Annotated in this window: 18 protein-coding genes; 5 read left to right on the top strand and 13 right to left on the bottom strand. The window is 59.6% G+C overall.

Going from position 1 to position 15,747, the window contains the following annotated elements; all coding sequences use genetic code 11:
* The 3 genes from AYR66_RS18825 to tyrS all read right to left on the bottom strand — a co-directional run.
* Positions 1-455 (bottom strand): YbhB/YbcL family Raf kinase inhibitor-like protein (locus tag AYR66_RS18825; RefSeq protein ID WP_141104274.1); only part of this gene is annotated, 455 nt, incomplete at its 3' end.
* Positions 456-497: 42 nt separating this feature from the next.
* Complete coding sequence (gene dtd, locus AYR66_RS18820; protein WP_088708776.1) at positions 498-953, bottom strand: D-aminoacyl-tRNA deacylase; 456 nt, start codon at positions 951-953, stop codon at positions 498-500.
* Positions 950-2,206: a tyrosine--tRNA ligase gene (tyrS, locus tag AYR66_RS18815; protein WP_088708775.1), complete on the bottom strand. Its 1,257-nt coding sequence runs from the start codon at positions 2,204-2,206 to the stop codon at positions 950-952. Before tyrS ends, dtd begins: the two co-directional genes overlap by 4 nt.
* 355 nt (positions 2,207-2,561) lie before the next feature.
* Here tyrS and AYR66_RS18810 point away from each other — a divergent pair, with 355 nt between their 5' ends.
* Positions 2,562-3,929 carry a M23 family metallopeptidase gene (locus AYR66_RS18810; protein WP_088708774.1) on the top strand — a complete coding sequence of 456 codons (1,368 nt, stop codon included), beginning with the start codon at positions 2,562-2,564 and terminating at the stop codon, positions 3,927-3,929.
* A 69-nt stretch (positions 3,930-3,998) separates the two neighbouring features.
* Positions 3,999-5,123, top strand: coding sequence for an anhydro-N-acetylmuramic acid kinase (locus AYR66_RS18805; protein WP_088708773.1), 1,125 nt, complete (start codon positions 3,999-4,001; stop codon positions 5,121-5,123).
* Positions 5,124-5,132: 9 nt separating this feature from the next.
* On the opposite strand, the gene AYR66_RS18800 is transcribed toward AYR66_RS18805, so the two are convergent.
* The 7 genes from AYR66_RS18800 to rplM form a co-directional block, all read right to left on the bottom strand.
* Positions 5,133-5,669, bottom strand: coding sequence for a DUF4399 domain-containing protein (locus tag AYR66_RS18800; RefSeq protein WP_206047219.1), 537 nt, complete (start codon positions 5,667-5,669; stop codon positions 5,133-5,135).
* An 84-nt stretch (positions 5,670-5,753) separates the two neighbouring features.
* A complete protein-coding gene (gene erpA / locus AYR66_RS18795) occupies positions 5,754-6,104 on the bottom strand; it encodes an iron-sulfur cluster insertion protein ErpA (protein ID WP_088708772.1) in 351 nt (116 codons plus the stop codon).
* A gap of 50 nt (positions 6,105-6,154) precedes the next feature.
* Positions 6,155-6,544 carry a bactofilin family protein gene (locus tag AYR66_RS18790; RefSeq protein WP_088708771.1) on the bottom strand — a complete coding sequence of 130 codons (390 nt, stop codon included), beginning with the start codon at positions 6,542-6,544 and terminating at the stop codon, positions 6,155-6,157.
* Positions 6,545-6,556: 12 nt separating this feature from the next.
* Positions 6,557-7,309, bottom strand: coding sequence for a phage scaffolding protein (locus tag AYR66_RS18785; RefSeq protein ID WP_234814939.1), 753 nt, complete (start codon positions 7,307-7,309; stop codon positions 6,557-6,559).
* Between the two features lie 14 nt (positions 7,310-7,323).
* Positions 7,324-8,370 (bottom strand): N-acetyl-gamma-glutamyl-phosphate reductase, encoded by a 1,047-nt coding sequence (argC, locus tag AYR66_RS18780; RefSeq protein ID WP_088708770.1) that lies wholly within the window; start codon positions 8,368-8,370, stop codon positions 7,324-7,326.
* Between the two features lie 140 nt (positions 8,371-8,510).
* Positions 8,511-8,903 (bottom strand): 30S ribosomal protein S9, encoded by a 393-nt coding sequence (gene rpsI, locus AYR66_RS18775; RefSeq protein WP_088708769.1) that lies wholly within the window; start codon positions 8,901-8,903, stop codon positions 8,511-8,513.
* A 9-nt stretch (positions 8,904-8,912) separates the two neighbouring features.
* The gene (gene rplM / locus AYR66_RS18770; RefSeq protein ID WP_088708768.1) at positions 8,913-9,341 is read right to left on the bottom strand and encodes a 50S ribosomal protein L13; all 429 of its coding nucleotides are present in this window, start codon (positions 9,339-9,341) and stop codon (positions 8,913-8,915) included.
* Positions 9,342-9,857: 516 nt separating this feature from the next.
* On the opposite strand from rplM, the gene AYR66_RS18760 reads away from it, so the two are divergent.
* Positions 9,858-10,307 (top strand): OsmC family protein, encoded by a 450-nt coding sequence (locus tag AYR66_RS18760; protein WP_088708766.1) that lies wholly within the window; start codon positions 9,858-9,860, stop codon positions 10,305-10,307.
* 34 nt (positions 10,308-10,341) lie between these two features.
* Here the strand turns inward: AYR66_RS18760 and coq7 are convergent, their stop codons facing one another.
* A complete protein-coding gene (gene coq7, locus AYR66_RS18755; RefSeq protein ID WP_088709921.1) occupies positions 10,342-10,968 on the bottom strand; it encodes a 2-polyprenyl-3-methyl-6-methoxy-1,4-benzoquinone monooxygenase in 627 nt (208 codons plus the stop codon).
* Between the two features lie 431 nt (positions 10,969-11,399).
* On the opposite strand from coq7, the gene AYR66_RS18750 reads away from it, so the two are divergent.
* Positions 11,400-12,401 carry a porin gene (locus AYR66_RS18750; protein ID WP_088708765.1) on the top strand — a complete coding sequence of 334 codons (1,002 nt, stop codon included), beginning with the start codon at positions 11,400-11,402 and terminating at the stop codon, positions 12,399-12,401.
* Between the two features lie 365 nt (positions 12,402-12,766).
* Positions 12,767-13,762, top strand: coding sequence for a porin (locus AYR66_RS18745; RefSeq protein ID WP_088708764.1), 996 nt, complete (start codon positions 12,767-12,769; stop codon positions 13,760-13,762).
* A 79-nt stretch (positions 13,763-13,841) separates the two neighbouring features.
* Here the strand turns inward: AYR66_RS18745 and AYR66_RS18740 are convergent, their stop codons facing one another.
* Both AYR66_RS18740 and pyrC read right to left on the bottom strand, forming a co-directional pair.
* On the bottom strand, positions 13,842-14,642 hold the full coding sequence (locus tag AYR66_RS18740; protein ID WP_234814938.1) for a DUF3025 domain-containing protein: 801 nt from the start codon (positions 14,640-14,642) through the stop codon (positions 13,842-13,844).
* Complete coding sequence (pyrC, locus tag AYR66_RS18735; RefSeq protein WP_088708763.1) at positions 14,635-15,681, bottom strand: dihydroorotase; 1,047 nt, start codon at positions 15,679-15,681, stop codon at positions 14,635-14,637. The genes AYR66_RS18740 and pyrC overlap by 8 nt, the downstream gene beginning before the upstream one ends.
* Between the last annotated feature and the right edge of the window lie 66 nt (positions 15,682-15,747).

The following is a 15,747-nucleotide window of genomic DNA, read 5'->3' as shown; positions in this document are numbered from 1 at the left end:
GGGCACGGGCCGTCATAGCCGAAATAATCGCCCGACATGTCCTTGTCGCCGGCAAACCAGCCGGTGTAATCGTTGATGCCATGGCGTCCCGGCAGTCCGCCGCTGATCGCCGGCCCCGGCTTGCCGCGTGCCGACACGTCCTTGCTGTACTGTCCCGCCGCAATCGCATCCAGGTTCGGCGGAAGATCGACCATCACCCAATGGAAAAAATCCACGCGCGGCAAATCCGCCGGTACGGTTTTTCCTTCCTGGTTCACGTCGTCGCCGCGCGAAGGCACGTCGTAGTCGTGGCAAATCAGCGCAAATGACTTCGTGCCCGCCGGCACCTCGCTCCAGGCGAGATGCGGATTCTTGTTGGAAGACAGCGCAACATGCGTCTTCGGGTCGATCACGCAGAACGCAAATTCGCCGGGAATGACACCACCATCCTTGAATGAATCGCTCCAGAGTTTCATCGAGGCCTCCTTGTTGGTTGGGTTGTGATGCACAGCCTATCTTCAGTCGGCGCCTTGCGGCTTGATCTGCAGCCAGAAGGTGACCGGGCCGTCATTGGTCAGCGAGACCTTCATGTCGGCGCCGAATTCGCCGGTTTCCACGATCGCATGCCTCGCCCGCGCCTTGTCCACGAAATAGTCGAACAGCCTTTTCCCCTCGGCGGGAGGCGCGGCGGGCGTAAACGACGGCCGCGTGCCGGACTGCGTATCCGCAGCCAGGGTGAACTGCGGCACCAGCAGCAGGCCGCCATTGACGTCCGTGATGCTGCGGTTCATTTTACCGGCATCATCGCTGAACACCCGGTAGGACAGTAGTTTGGCCAGGAGCGCTTCAGCTTCCTTCTCGGTGTCGTTGCGCTCGGCGCACAGCAACACCATCAGGCCGGGACCGATCGCGCCGACGGTGGCGCCGCCGACCACGACCCTCGATTCCAGCACGCGTTGCAGCAAAGCGATCATGCGAGCGTCACACGGGCAAACTTGCGCTTGCCCACCTGCAGCACGAAGGTGCCGGCGTCGACCTTCAGCCCCTTGTCGCTCACCGTTTCGCCATCGATGCGCACGCCGCCCTGCTCGACCATGCGCAGTGCCTCCGAAGAAGATGCGCACAAGTTCGTTTGCTTGAGCAACTGGCCGATGCCGATCGGCGCGCCGCTGATGCTGACTTCCGGAATGTCATCCGGAATGCCGCCCTTGGCACGGTTGTTGAAGTCGGCCAGCGCATCTTCGGCGGCCTGCTGCGAGTGGAAGCGCGTGACGATTTCCTGCGCGAGCAGCACCTTGATGTCGCGCGGATTGCGGCCGCCTTCGACATCCTTCTTGAACTGTTCGATCTCGGCGATGGAGCGGAACGACAACAGGTCGTAGTAGCGCCACATCATGGTGTCCGAGATGCTCATCAGCTTGGCGAACATCGTATTCCCCGGCTCGGTGATGCCGACGTAATTGTTCTTCGACTTCGACATCTTCTCGACGCCGTCCAGGCCTTCGAGCAGCGGCATGGTCAGGATGCACTGCGGCTCCTGGCCGTAATCCTTTTGCAATTCGCGGCCGACGAGCAGGTTGAATTTCTGGTCGGTACCGCCAAGCTCCAGATCGGACTGCAGTGCGACCGAGTCGTATCCCTGCATCAGCGGATACAGGAATTCATGCACCGAAATGGGCGTGCCGGCTTTGAAACGCTTTGTAAAATCGTCACGTTCGAGCATGCGCGCGACGGTATATTTTGCGGCGAGCTGGATCATGCCGCGCGCACCGAGCGGATCGCACCATTCCGAGTTATAGCGGATCTCAGTGCGGGCCGGATCAAGAACCAGGCTTGCCTGGGCGAAGTAAGTCTTCGCATTTTCCTCGATCTGCTCGCGCGTCAGCGGCGGGCGCGTCGCATTGCGGCCCGACGGGTCGCCGATCATTGAAGTGAAATCGCCGATCAGGAAGATGACCTGATGGCCCAGATTTTGCAACTGCCGCATCTTGTTCAGTACCACGGTATGGCCAAGGTGCAGGTCGGGTGCGGTTGGGTCGAGGCCAAGCTTGATGCGTAGCGGCTTGCCAGTTTTCTCGGAACGCGCCAGCTTTTGCGCGAATTCGGCTTCGATCAGCAGTTCGTCCACGCCGCGCTTGGCGACGGCCAGGGCATCCTGCACGGAGTCCGACAAGGGCAGCGGCTCGGTAGCAGTGTTATTCGTTTGCAATTTCTGGGAGTCGGTCATGGAGTGAGGAAAATTAAGAAATGGCGGTGAATTTTCAATACCATGTGTTTGGTATAATTGCTGCTCATTTTCAACCTTGCAGCAGAGAAACTCCGCAGCAAGTCGAAATAGCGGAGTCTGCAACGCGGCACCGCAACCCGTCAGGGACGATCGTGCAGCCATTCGAATCCACGGCAGCACCCCTGGCTGGCTTGTCCGCAATGACTACTTGCAGGCTCACGGGCATTTTCAGAAAGCATGTCGATCGCCTTAAGGCCGGTGACAGAAGCGTTTTTGTGCGCACGTTACCGGAACAATCGGCTGATCGCCTTTCTGACGGCGCCCTCGGTCAAAACAGCAGATTTTAACTTATTGCATGCTCACTACAGACAAAATCCTGAAACTGGGCTCGAGCAGCAACCAACTCTTCGCATCGTCGCGCAAAACGCGCGTCGTGTATGCGTCCGCGATCTTCCTCGCAGTCGTTGCGTTCGGCGCCGCCGGCGTCGCACCGATGGCCCCGGATGCAGCCGACCTCCCGGTGAAGTCGATTGTCGAAGAACTTGCCGTCCCCAGCCTGTCGGAGCAGATCGCGAACCTGCAATCCGCCGACCAGTTTTACCTGCGTGAAGAAAAGGTCCGTTCCGGCGATACGCTGGCAACCCTGTTGAACCGCCTCGGCGTCCATGACGATGCCGCGGCAAACTTCATCAAATCTGACCAGGTCGCCTACGGGGTGCTTAAGCTCAAGGCCGGCCGCCGCGTCCAGGCGCAAACCAACAGCGAAGGCCAGCTCCAGCGCCTGACCGCCACACTCAGCGAAGGCAGCGGCCAGCCGGTTCGCAACCTCGTCATCGCGCGCGAGGCGAACGGCTTCACTGCGTCGGAAAGCTCTGCCGCCGTCGAACGCCGCATCGAAATGCGTACCGGCGAAATCCGTTCCTCGCTGTTCGCCGCGACCGACGCCGCGCAAATCCCGGACAGCATCGCGATGCAGATCGTCGACATGTTCTCGACCAACATCGACTTCGCGTCCGACCTGCGCCGTGGCGACCGCTTCAATGTCGTCTATGAAACTTTCTGGCAGAACGGTGAAATCCTGCGCACCGGCCGCGTGCTGGCCGGCGAATTCCAGAACGGCGCGAACAAGTACCAGTCAGTCTGGTTCGACGAACCTGGCAGCAAGCAAGGCGGAGGTTATTACAGCTTTGACGGCAAATCGCTCAAGAAAGCGTTCCTGAAATCCCCGCTCGAATTCAGCCGCGTTTCCTCGGGATTCTCGATGCGCGTTCATCCGATCTCGGGCAAATGGAAGCAGCACAAAGGCGTCGATTTCGCTGCCGCAACCGGCACCCCGATCCGCGCTGCCGGTGACGGCGTCATCGACTTTGCCGGCACCCAGGGCGGTTACGGCAACGTCGTGGTGATCAAGCACTGGAACAATTATTCGACCGCCTACGCGCATATGAGCCGTTTCGCCAACGGCATGCGCAAGGGCAGCAAGGTCAGCCAGGGTGAGGTGATCGGCTATGTGGGCACCACCGGCTGGTCGACCGGCCCGCACTTGCATTATGAATTCCGCGTCAACAACGAAGCGCGCGACCCGATGTCGATCAGCATTCCGAACGCGCAACCGCTGGCCGGCGCCGACCTGCAACGCTTCAAAACCGTTGCCGACGATATGCGTCATCGCTTCGCGCTGCTGAATCCGCAAGACAACAGCATCAAGCTGGCATCGAAGTAATTCGGGCCGCAGCCGCATCAAACCGTTCGAGGGCCGGTACAATCCGCTGAACCTTCGAACGGTTTTTTTATGCCCGCTCCACAGACCTCGCTTTACGTCGGACTGATGTCCGGCACCAGCCTCGACGGCGTCGACGGCGTTCTGGCCGAATTCTCCCCTGGTGGCGACGTCCGCACGCGCGCATCAGCCTACCTGCCCTTCCCGCCCGCGCTGCGCAGCGACCTGTTGAAACTGCAGGCGCCCGGCGAAAACGAGATCCACATCGAAGCATTGTCGGCGAACGGATTGGCACAGGTTTATGCCGACTGCGTTTCGCAGCTCCTCGAAGGCGCGAACGTTGCAGCGGACGCAGTCGAAGCAATCGGCGCACACGGACAGACGGTGCGCCACCGTCCGGAACTCGGCTATACCCGGCAAACCGGCAATCCGGCGCTACTCGCCGAACTGACCGGCATCGATGTCATTGCCGACTTCCGCAGCCGTGACATTGCCGCAGGCGGACAAGGCGCGCCGCTGGTGCCCGCCTTCCACCAGGCAGTGTTCGGCAGCGATGACGAAACGCGCGTAGTCGTCAACATCGGTGGTATCGGCAACATCAGCGTGCTGGACCACGGCAAGCGCATCATTGGTTTCGATACGGGACCGGGCAATGTGCTGATGGATGGGTGGATCGCGCAGCACCATGGCAAGACCTACGATGCCGGCGGCGCCTGGGCTGCAAGCGGCAAGGAAATCCCCGCGCTGCTTGCGGCGATGATGGCGGATCCCTACCTCGCGCTGCCGCCGCCAAAGAGCACGGGGCGCGACCTGTTCCATGCCGGCTGGCTGGAACGCAAATTGGCGGTCCATCCGGGCACTGCGCCTGAAGACGTCCAGGCCACCCTCGCTGCATTTACCGCCGAAACGCTAGCGCATGCCATTGCGCGCCACGCTCCTGATGCGACGTCCGTGCATGTCTGCGGCGGCGGCGCCTACAACAGTCACTTGATGCAGCGCCTGCAGCAGTCGCTGCGGCAGCGGCATCATTTGGCCAAGGTCGATTCGACCGATGTGCTTGGCGTCTCTCCCAATCATGTGGAAGCACTGGCCTTCGCCTGGCTGGCGCAGCGTTTCGTTACGCGCCAAGCGGGAAACCTGCCCGCCGTGACGGGCGCAAGTGGACTGCGGATTCTTGGGGCGCTCTACCCCGCCTGAAGGAATCGTCTAAGGCTTTTTGCTCAGGCCGTTGCGCGCAACGACCTCGACCGTGACTTCCTTGCTGGAGATGTAATACGGCTTGTGGTCGGCATCCGCAAAAAGGAGGCGCAAGGTGTGCTTCCCGGGCGGGAGATCCAAGGTGGCTTCCGTCTCGCCGCGGGCAAAGTGACGGTATTTTTCCGAGAAGGGAATCGGCTTGATCAGCATCTCGTTGGTCAACTTCTGGTTGATCAGCAGATGATGATGTCCAGTATTCTCCATGCGGACGCCCGCAGGAGCGATGCCCATGCCGACCAGCCCGAAGGCGATGCGGAACGGGGACGTGACCTTGTCGCCGTCGCGCAGGTTCACGAAATAGACGGCCTTGGCCTCGTTCACGTAGGGACGGGTACGTTCGGCGGCCGAGTTTGACGAGCAGATATCGGCTTCAGGCGCACTCTCCTCCTTCGCATTGGACGCGTGGACACACGTGGCAAGCAGCGCCGGCAGCGCAAAACGGAGGAAAACCTGCATGATCGGGTGGAACGAAGGCAAACGGCCCATTATATTCCCCCGTATTTCAGGCCCAATCCGGAAACAAAAAAAGCGCAGGATTAACCTGCGCTTTTTTGATCTGGAGCAACCTTGTCAGGCAGAGAACGACGAGCCGCACCCGCAGGTGGTCGTGGCGTTCGGGTTCTTGATGACGAATTGCGCGCCTTCGAGGTCATCCTTGTAATCGATTTCCGCGCCGACCAGGTATTGGTAGCTCATCGAGTCGATCAGCAACTGGACGCCGTTCTTGGTCATCGTGGTGTCGTCTTCGTTGACGATTTCGTCAAAGGTGAAGCCGTACTGGAAACCGGAGCATCCGCCACCTTGCACGAAGACACGGAGTTTCAGGTCCGGATTGCCTTCTTCCTCGATCAGCTGGGCGACCTTGGACGCGGCGCTGTCGGTAAAGACGATCGGATCGGGCATTTCGGTGACTGCGTTCATTTCAAACTCCTGCAAATTTCAATGGCCTAATTATAGTCGCTTGACGAAGATCACGTATTCGACAGGGCGAGCTTGAGTACCGGTTCACCAACCTGGTCATGCGTGAGCTTTCCTGCCACCAACGCACCGCCGTGCATTTCCAGCGCCTTGTAGTTCACATCTCCAGTTATGCGGGCGCGCGGCTGCAATTCAAGGAGTTCGGAAGAATAAACCGGGCCAACGATCTCGCCATTGACCACAAGATGCGCTGCGCGCACTTCGCCTTCGACCTTGGCGTGCTCGGAAATGACCAGCATGCAAGGTTCATCGCCCTCCGCGACCACATTCCCCTTGACCTGTCCGTCAATGCGCAAACCGCCCTGGAAACGTACATTGCCCTCGATCCTGGTCGAAATACCGATGAGGCTGTCGATCGTCCCTTTGTTCTTGCGGCCTAACATGCTGGCTCTCCTTTACAAATTCGCGGCTTGCTGCGCGCGGACCTGGCCATTTTCGAGTACACGTGCCTGGACCAATTTGGTTGCGGCGCCTTCGGGCAGGGTGAGCACCCCTTCCACGCGTTGGTAATGCGTGAAGCTGAGTTTGAATTTTTCCTGATCGGCGGGAACTGCCGGAAAGGTCATCATAGCACTTTTGCCGTCCTGCAGAGTTGTCACCATGAGTTGCAAACTGCCATTGAAACGGCGGTCACCCTTGCCCCCTTGCATGACCAGAAGCCGGTAGCGAACTTGGTTCGGCGCGAGCTGGTCGACCTTCAGGCGGCGAATGGAAACGCCGGCCGGCCCGGTGGCGTTAGGCAGGAGGCTTTCAAAAAAGGCAAGATCCTCCTTCAAGCGCATGTTGTCGGCCTCGAGGGACTTCACCTGCGCGGCCAGCTGCTTTTGTGCGGAGCGTTCGATATTCAGCTGGCTTTCCGCTGCATTGGCGGTGGTAGACAGCTGATCCCGCTCGGTCGTCACCTGGTCGAGTCGCTCCTTGTATTCGGCGGCCATCGCGCGGGCGTTGTCCGGGCTGACTGTCGCGAACCGGCCATAACCGGCGAACCACATTGCCACCGCGCCGGCCAGAAACGCCGCCAGGACAATCACGAGGCGCATCGGCCACGGCGTACGTGTCCTGATTGTCATCTTCGGCGACGACACCGACATGCGTCGCCGCCAGAGCCGCAACTTCATCGAATTGAACAACGACGTCGATTGGGACATTCAGTATCCGGTGCTTAGGGCAATACCGGAATGTGCATCAATCCTGCGGTTTCATCAATACCGAACATGATGTTCATGCACTGCACGCCTTGCCCCGCCGCGCCCTTGACCAGGTTGTCCTCGACCACGAGGATCACCAGCAGGTCGCCGCCGCCCGGGCGGTGGATCGCGATGCGCAGCTTGTTCGAGGCGCGCACCGACCGCGTCTCGGGATGGCTGCCGGCTGGCATGACGTCGACGAACTTCTCACCCTTGAAGTGGTTTTCATACAACGACTGGAAATCGGTGTCGCGCGCTTCCGGCAGGATGGTCGCATAAAGCGTGGAGTGAATCCCGCGAATCATCGGCACCAGGTGCGGAACAAAGGTCAGGCCGACCTTGCGGCCGCCCGCGATTGCCTGCAGTCCCTGCGTGGTTTCCGGCAGGTGGCGGTGACCCTTCACGCCGTAGGCCTTGAAGTTGTCTGCCGCTTCGGCGAGCAGCGTATGCACCTCGGCTTTTCGGCCAGCGCCGGACACGCCGGACTTGCAGTCGGCGATCAGGCTCGCCTCGTTGACCAGCGGTTTGCCCTGTGCGAGCAAGGGCGCGAAGCCCAGCTGCATGGAGGTCGGGTAGCATCCGGGCAGGCCGATCAGGCGCGCCTTCCTGATCGCTTCGCGGTTGACTTCAGGCAGACCGTACACCGCCTCTTCGAGGAGGTCGGTGCAAGAGTGCGGCATCGCATACCACTTCTCGAACTCGGCCGGATCCTTCAGGCGGAAATCGGCTGCGAGGTCGATGACCTTCACTCCGGCGGCGAGCAGTTCGCGGGCCTGCGCCATTGCGACGCCATGCGGGGTCGCGAAGAACACTACGTCGCATTCGGCCAGCTTTGCCTTTTCAGGCGTCGCAAAGGCAAGGTCCACATGACCGCGCAGGGACGGGAACATGTCGGCCACCGGCATGCCGTCTTCCTTGCGGGACGTGATGGCGGTGAGTTGTACCTGGGGATGCGCGGCCAGCAGGCGCAGCAATTCCACGCCCGTATAACCTGTGCCGCCGACGATGCCGACCTTGATCATGATTTTTCCTTGCTGAAGAATGAGTGGAACCTGAAACCGGAATTTTAACAGCGGCACCCAACGGGCTGCTGCAGTGCGCCAGAAAGCAAAAAGCCGCCAGGCGCAAACCTGGCGGCTTTTCGATGTTCTGAAAACGCAGATTAGCGCTTGGAGAACTGCTTGGCGCGACGTGCTTTGCGCAGGCCGACCTTCTTACGTTCGACTTCACGTGCGTCACGGGTGACGAAGCCTGCCTTGGACAGTTCTGCCTTCAGGCCTGCATCGTAGTCGATCAGCGCACGGGTGATGCCGTGGCGAACCGCACCTGCCTGGCCGGACTCACCGCCACCATGCACGTTCACCATGATGTCGAAACGCTCGACATTGCCGGTCAGTTCCAGCGGCTGACGGATGACCATCAGGCCGGTTTCGCGGGAAAAGTATTCCGCTGCCGGCTTGCCGTTGACGACGATGTTGCCGCTGCCTGCCTTGATGAAAACGCGAGCCACTGCACTCTTGCGACGGCCGGTTCCGTAGTTGTAGTTACCGATCATGTCCGTTCCTTAGATTTCGAGTGCCTTGGGTTGCTGGGCGGAGTGCGGATGGTTGCCATCTGCGTACACCTTCAGCTTCTTGATCATTGCGTAGCCGAGCGGGCCCTTGGGCAGCATGCCCTTGACTGCCTTCTCGAGCGCGCGGCCCGGAAAACGCTGTTGCATTTTCTGGAAATTCGTTTCGTAGATACCGCCCGGATAGGTCGAGTGACGGTAGTAGGTCTTGTCCAGCGCCTTGTTGCCGGTCACGCGCAGCTTGCCTGCGTTGATGACGACGATGAAGTCGCCCGTGTCGACGTGGGGAGTGAACTCGGGTTTGTGCTTGCCGCGCAGACGGAGTGCCACTTCGCTGGCGACACGTCCGAGAACTTTGTCCGTTGCGTCAATCACGAACCACTCACGCTTCACCTCATGGGCTTTGGCGGAAAAGGTCTTCATGATGATGTCCTAAATTAAAAAATACTCGCTCAAATTAGCGGCGGTTCCGCCTGTGAATCCAGCGGACTCAACCTTGTTATCTTTTCCTGAGCGAACGGAAAGCCTGAAATTTTAGCCTTTTCAAGGACTTGGAGTCAATCCGAATCTTTGTCGGATAATCGCGGGCGAAAAAAAACCCGACGCTTCGAGGCATCGGGTTTGAATCCACACCAAAGGAGGAGGGTGGAGGAGACAATCTTTTGGCCGTTTTCGCCGAGGCAGAAAATTAACAGCCAGCAACTAAATTTTATCGAGATTTATTGTGCAATGCAAGAAAAAGGCTGCGCCGCGCCGTCCAAATCGCGCACCAACGTCGTAAATTCCTTTATTTTCAATGAGTTGCAATTTTTCACCATGTGGTTTTTTCATTCGGATAATGAATGATCCTGCCCCCCCCCTGTCCACGACCAGGCAGTTGCCAGACCAGCCATGTCAAACCAGTTACAATGAGCGCCTCCCGAATCAAGCGAGAACACCATGGAATGCACAGTACGATGGACCGGACTTTCCGGGATGACCTTTTTGGCTGAAACTGGATCGGGCCATGTGGTCGCGATGGACGGCGCTCCGGAAGGCGGCGGCCGCAATCTCGCCCCGCGGCCGATGGAAGTCGTCCTTGCGGGCACGGGCGGCTGCACGGCTTATGATGTGGTGCTGATCCTGAGGAAGAGCCAGCAGGATGTGCGCGGCTGCGACGTGACGCTGAAGTCGGAACGGGCTGAGAAAGATCCGAAGGTCTTCACCAAAGTGCACTTTCACTTTACGGTGCGGGGGCGCAACCTCAAGCCGAGCCTGGTGGAACGCGCGATCAAGCTGTCCCACGAAAAATACTGCTCCGCGTCGATCATGCTCGAGAAGACGGCAGAAATGACGCACTCGTTCGAGATCGTGGACGACCTCGCCGACGCGCCAGGCGCGGCACAGTAACGCCGACGGCCGTCAGGATGACGGCCCGCCCCCTCTATATATAGTAGGCAGTGGTGGTCATGACCTTCGCCATGGCACGCATTGCCGACTGCACCGGCAACGGTGTTTCGGCGGCCCCCATCGCCTTGGCTGCCGCGCCGTGTTCAATTTCGTCCACCCGCATCTGGTCCACGATGACGCGGGACTTTTGATCCCCAGGCGGCAAGCGTTCGAGATGGCTGGCGAGGTGCGCCTCGACCTGGCGTTCGGTTTCAACAACGAAGCCGAGACTTTGCGCGTCACCGATGCGTGCAGCGAGCGCGCCAAGCGCATATGCGCCGGCATACCAAAGCGGATTAAGCAGGCTCACACGCGAGCCCAGTTCCTGAAGTCGCTGCGCGGTCCACGCCAAATGATCTTCCTCCTCGCGACCAGCCTGGCGGAACTGACGTTTCAAGTCTTGATTCTTCGCAAATGCGCCCTGCGCATCGTAAAGCGCCTGCGCGCACACTTCGCCGACGTGGTTCACACGCATCAGCCCGGCACTGTGGCGGCGCTCCGCGTCGTCGAGCTGGCCGTCGGGAATCCGGGTCGCCGGATTCGGACGCGAAGCTGAAGCAACGCCTGAAACGACGCGAACGACCTTGTCCACGCCGGAAATAAGCTCATCAATGTTCCACATCATTCCATTCCACATTACTCAAGAGACGGCTGCGCAACGAATACGCAATACAAAAGCTGACGACGGCGCACGTGGCCGATTCAAAATTTTGCACCAGGCATCAAGTGCCAGCAAAAATTCAATAGCGCACCAACAAAAAACAGCAAACTTGTCAAAGTCACATGAATCACCAAGACGCGGCCTGCGATTTATTGCCCTAACTGCACTAATTCCCGCAACGATGTTGTTCTAAAACCACATGAATGGCGGCAATGGACGATTATCACCAAATTCTCTTTGCCCAAAATGGATGCATTTGATGAAATCACTATTAGCTTCTTGACCAGTGCGGTCGGAAGTGTCGGCAGGGACGTTACCACTAGTGGCCTTGCTGAGTGCATTACAAGGCAATTCAAAAAAATTTTAGCACGCCAACCCTTGGAGATTTGTTAATGAAAAAATCGCTTCTCGCACTGGCAGTTCTGGGTGCATTTGCAGGTGCAGCTCAAGCTCAATCCAACGTCACCATCTACGGTTCGTTCGACGGCGGCGTCCGCCACACCACCAACGTAGATGCAGCCGGCAACAACAACCTGACGATGGGCTCGACCGGCACCTACAACTCGAATCGTATCGGCTTCAAAGGCGTTGAAGACCTGGGCGGTGGCCTGAATGCGCACTTCACGCTGGAAACCGGCTTCAACACCGGCACCGGCGCACTCGACGCAGCCAACACCCTGTTCAACCGTACTGCAGCTGTCGGTCTGGGTGGCGCATGGGGCTCCCTGGATTTCGGCCGTCAGTACACCGTTGCGTTCAAGACGATCGCTGCCTATGATCCGTTCGGCTACAAGTATCCTGGCATCGCTGACGCCGTCGCTTCGAGCGCAGGCACGCGTTACAACAACGATATCCAGTACATCGGCACCTTCGGCGCTGTGACGGCTCGTGCTGAATATGCACTGGGCGAAGTGCCCGGCGACACTGGTGCGAGCTCCGCGAAGTCCATCGGCGCATCCTACGCTGACGGCCCGCTGGCCCTCGGCGGCGCCTATAACATTCGCCAAAACGCCACCGGTACGCTGGACACCAACTACTGGACCCTCGGCGCGTCCTACAAGTTCGGCCCGGCTCGCGTGTCCGCTGGCTACGTGAACCAGGAAGCCGAGCAGGCTGTCGGTGCCGATGCCAAGACCCGCTGGATGTGGGCAGGTGTGAACTACGCAATCTCCCCGGCCGTCGAGCTGACTGGCGCGTTCTACAAGACGAAGCTGACCGGTGCAACCACTGGCGACAAGGACAACCTGATGCTCGGCGCGACCTACGCCCTGTCCAAGCGCACCAACCTGTACGGCCTGCTGACCAACAAGAAGTTTGATGGTGCTGCTCGCGCCCTGTCCGCCGGCAATGCACGCCAGCGCGACATCGCTGTGGGTGTGAACCACCTGTTCTAATCCGGCTGCGCAGCCAGTCGCTGGCTGCACAACGATTAGAGATGGAACGGGCTCGGAAGAGCCCGTTTTTTATTGCCAATCTGCTTATAGCGTTGAGATATGCGTCGCACCAACTTGGTGCAATTCGTTGTCATCGCATTATTGCCCGCGCGCTACTTCGTTGCAGGAACACCACAGAAGGCCCGATAAGCCGCTGCAAAACCGAAATTCTCTTTGTGGTCAGTCCCGATATTTGATGAAATATCCACCAGCTGCTTGGTTAATGAAATGATCAGGAAGCTTCCTTCGGCAGGGACGTTCTCACTAGTGGCCTTGCCGAACGCACTACAAAAATTTTAGCTCGATAAACCTTTGGGGATTATTCAATGAAAAAATCGCTTCTCGCGCTTGCAGTCCTGGGCGCCTTCGCAGGCGCAGCTTCCGCACAAACCAACGTCACCATCTACGGTGTTGCTGACGTCGGCATCCAGCGCAGCGACACGAACGCTCCTGGCTCCCAGGCACTCTGGAGCATGAACAGCGGCATCCAGTCCGGCAGCCGTATCGGTTTCAAGGGCTCTGAAGATCTGGGCGGCGGTCTGTCCGCAATCTTCCAACTGGAAAACGGTTTTGGTATCGACACCGGTGCCCTCGGCGCCGCTAACACCCTGTTCAACCGTCAGGCTTTCGTTGGCCTGAAGGGCGGCTTCGGTGCTGTGACCTTCGGTCGTCAGTACTCCCCGTTCCACATCGCTGTTGACACGATCGACCCGTTCGAAACCGGCATGGCTGGTGACGCTTCCGGCCCGTTCGGCAACCTCGCTGGCTACCCGATCCGCGTAAGCAACGCTATCGCTTACTCCGCACCGGCAATGGGCGGCCTGTCCGCTTCCGCCATCTACGGTCTGGGCGAAGTCGCCGGCAGCCAAGGTGCTGGCCGTCAAATCGGTGTTGGCGCTGGCTATGCAAACGGCCCGCTGAACGTTCAGTTCGCATACCACACCTCCGACCTGCGTGCTACCGCCGCTGCAGCTGACGCTGACGCCAAGAAGCTGTACCTGGGCGCGAAGTTCAACTTCGGCGTTGCAAACCTGCACGCAGCATTCGGCAACAGCGAAGCTGAAACCGCAGCAGCAACCACCAAGGCACGTAACTACATGCTCGGCGTTTCCGCTCCGGTTGGCGCAGGCACCATCCTGGCTTCCTGGAACCGCACCGACTTCCGCACTGCTAACGCCAACTCCGACCTGTACGCAATTGGCTACACCCACGCTCTGTCGAAGCGTACCAACCTGTACACCTCGTACGGCCGTACCAACAACGACGCAGTTCTGGGCGCAGACGCAAACGTGTTCAACGTTGGTGTCCGTCACAAGTTCTAATCAAATGCGGGCGTAAGCCTGCTTTGGTTTGACTGCTTTATTGAAAAGGCACCTTCGGGTGCCTTTTCTTTTTGCGTTATCACGAACGATGTTTGGGACGGAAAACCGTAGCGTCGGCGTAAAAGGCAGCGTCCTGCCCCTCCCACCAGGTGGGCACACCGAGGACAGGGAGCGGCGTAAAGCCGGAAGTGGATAACCCAGCCTGCAATTGGCGGCTGACGGCATCATCGATCCAGGCCGTTTTTTCCGCATGGGATAAGTTGCCGTACTCTACACCTGCTATGACCGGCCAAGCGTGTGCGGTGATGGCCTTGTAGGGATGCACCAGCTTTTCCATCAATGCGTGTCCGAAAAGCCAGACCTCGCATGCGTTCCAAAAGTCGTGTTTGCGGTCGAGGAAGGCTTCGCGCCAGCAGTGGGAACGCAACGCGTCGAGCATACTTGCATCGCGCACGACGAGCACGGCGGCATTCTCGTCGAACAGCGTCGCCGCATCGCGCATGCGACCGCGGGAGCCGGAAGCGGCATCCCCGGCACGCGCAATTTCCCCCGCCTGCAGCGCATTCAATTGCACCTTGATGCGAGGGAAAGTCAGCCAGACGAGGGCGTTGAAGAAGTCGTGCAGATTGTCGCGCGTCGGCACGCCGCCGCTCGCGCTGATGAATGCCTCGTAGGCCATGCCCGCAGGCAGGTCGGCCTGCGGAACGAAGTGGACAGGTTTGCCAAGGTGGTTAACCAGCGCAGTGCGCGCCACCGTCTCATTCACGGCGACGCGCCAGTCGCCGGCACCGATTACCGGCGCGGCTGCGTTGCGAATGCTATCGAGCCAGGGGCGTTGCCAGTCAATGCCGGCAAGGAAGTCCGCGAACGGCTCAGTCAAATTTCCAGTCAATCGCTTCGCCACCGTTCAGGGGCACGACGGTCGTATCCCCCATCGGGACTTCCGCAGGCAAGGTCCAGGTTTCGCGCTTGAGCGTGATGGTGCCGGCGTTGCGCGGCAGGCCGTAGAAAGCCGGTCCATTGAAACTGGCAAAGGCTTCCAGCTTGTCGAGTGCGCCGGCGGCATCGAAAGCCTGTGCATAGAGCTCCATCGCGTGGAGGGCGGTGTAGCAGCCGGCACAGCCGCAGGCATGCTCCTTCAAGCCCTTCGGGTGCGGCGCGGAATCGGTGCCGAGGAAGAAGCGGGCACTGCCGGAGGTCGCCACGCGCACCAGCGCCTGGCGATGCTCTTCGCGCTTCAGGACCGGGAGGCAGTAGTAATGCGGACGAATGCCGCCCTTGAAGATTTCGTTGCGGTTGTATAGCAGGTGATGCGCGGTGATGGTTGCGGCGACCGGACCTTCTGCTTCGCTGACGTATTGTGCGGCATCCCTGGTGGTGATGTGTTCGAAGACGACCTTCAGGGCCGGCATGTCGCGGCGCAGGGGTTGCATGACCTTGTCGATGAACACGGCTTCACGGTCGAAGATGTCGATGGCGGGGTCGGTGACCTCACCGTGGACGAGGAAGGGCATGCCGACTTCCTGCATAACTTCGAGCGTCTTGTAGCATTTCGTCAACTGGGTCACGCCGGCGTCGGAATTGGTCGTTGCGCCAGCCGGGTAAAGCTTTACCGCGTGGATGAAACCGCTGTCCTTCGCGCGGCGAATCTCGTCGGGCGGCGTGTTGTCCGTCAGGTACAAGGTCATCAGCGGCTGGAAATCCATGCCTGTCGGCAATGCGGCGAGGATGCGCTCGCGGTAGGCTGCGGCCTGTTCGGTGGTCGTGACGGGCGGCTTCAGGTTCGGCATGACGATGGCGCGGCCGAATTGGCGCGCGGTATGCGGCAGCACGCTGGCCAATGTAGCACCGTCACGCAGGTGCAGGTGCCAATCGTCGGGGCGGGTAATGGTGATGCTGGAGGGAGTTTGGGTAGACATGGCGGCTCTTTCTTCAGATGGCCGCTATTTTACCTGCCGCGCACAAAAAAGCCGCTCCGGCCGGAA

This window comes from Noviherbaspirillum denitrificans, from assembly GCF_002211445.1.
Taxonomy (GTDB): Bacteria; Pseudomonadota; Gammaproteobacteria; order Burkholderiales; family Burkholderiaceae_D; genus Noviherbaspirillum; species Noviherbaspirillum denitrificans.
This window is presented reverse-complemented; position numbering and strand designations above follow the sequence as displayed.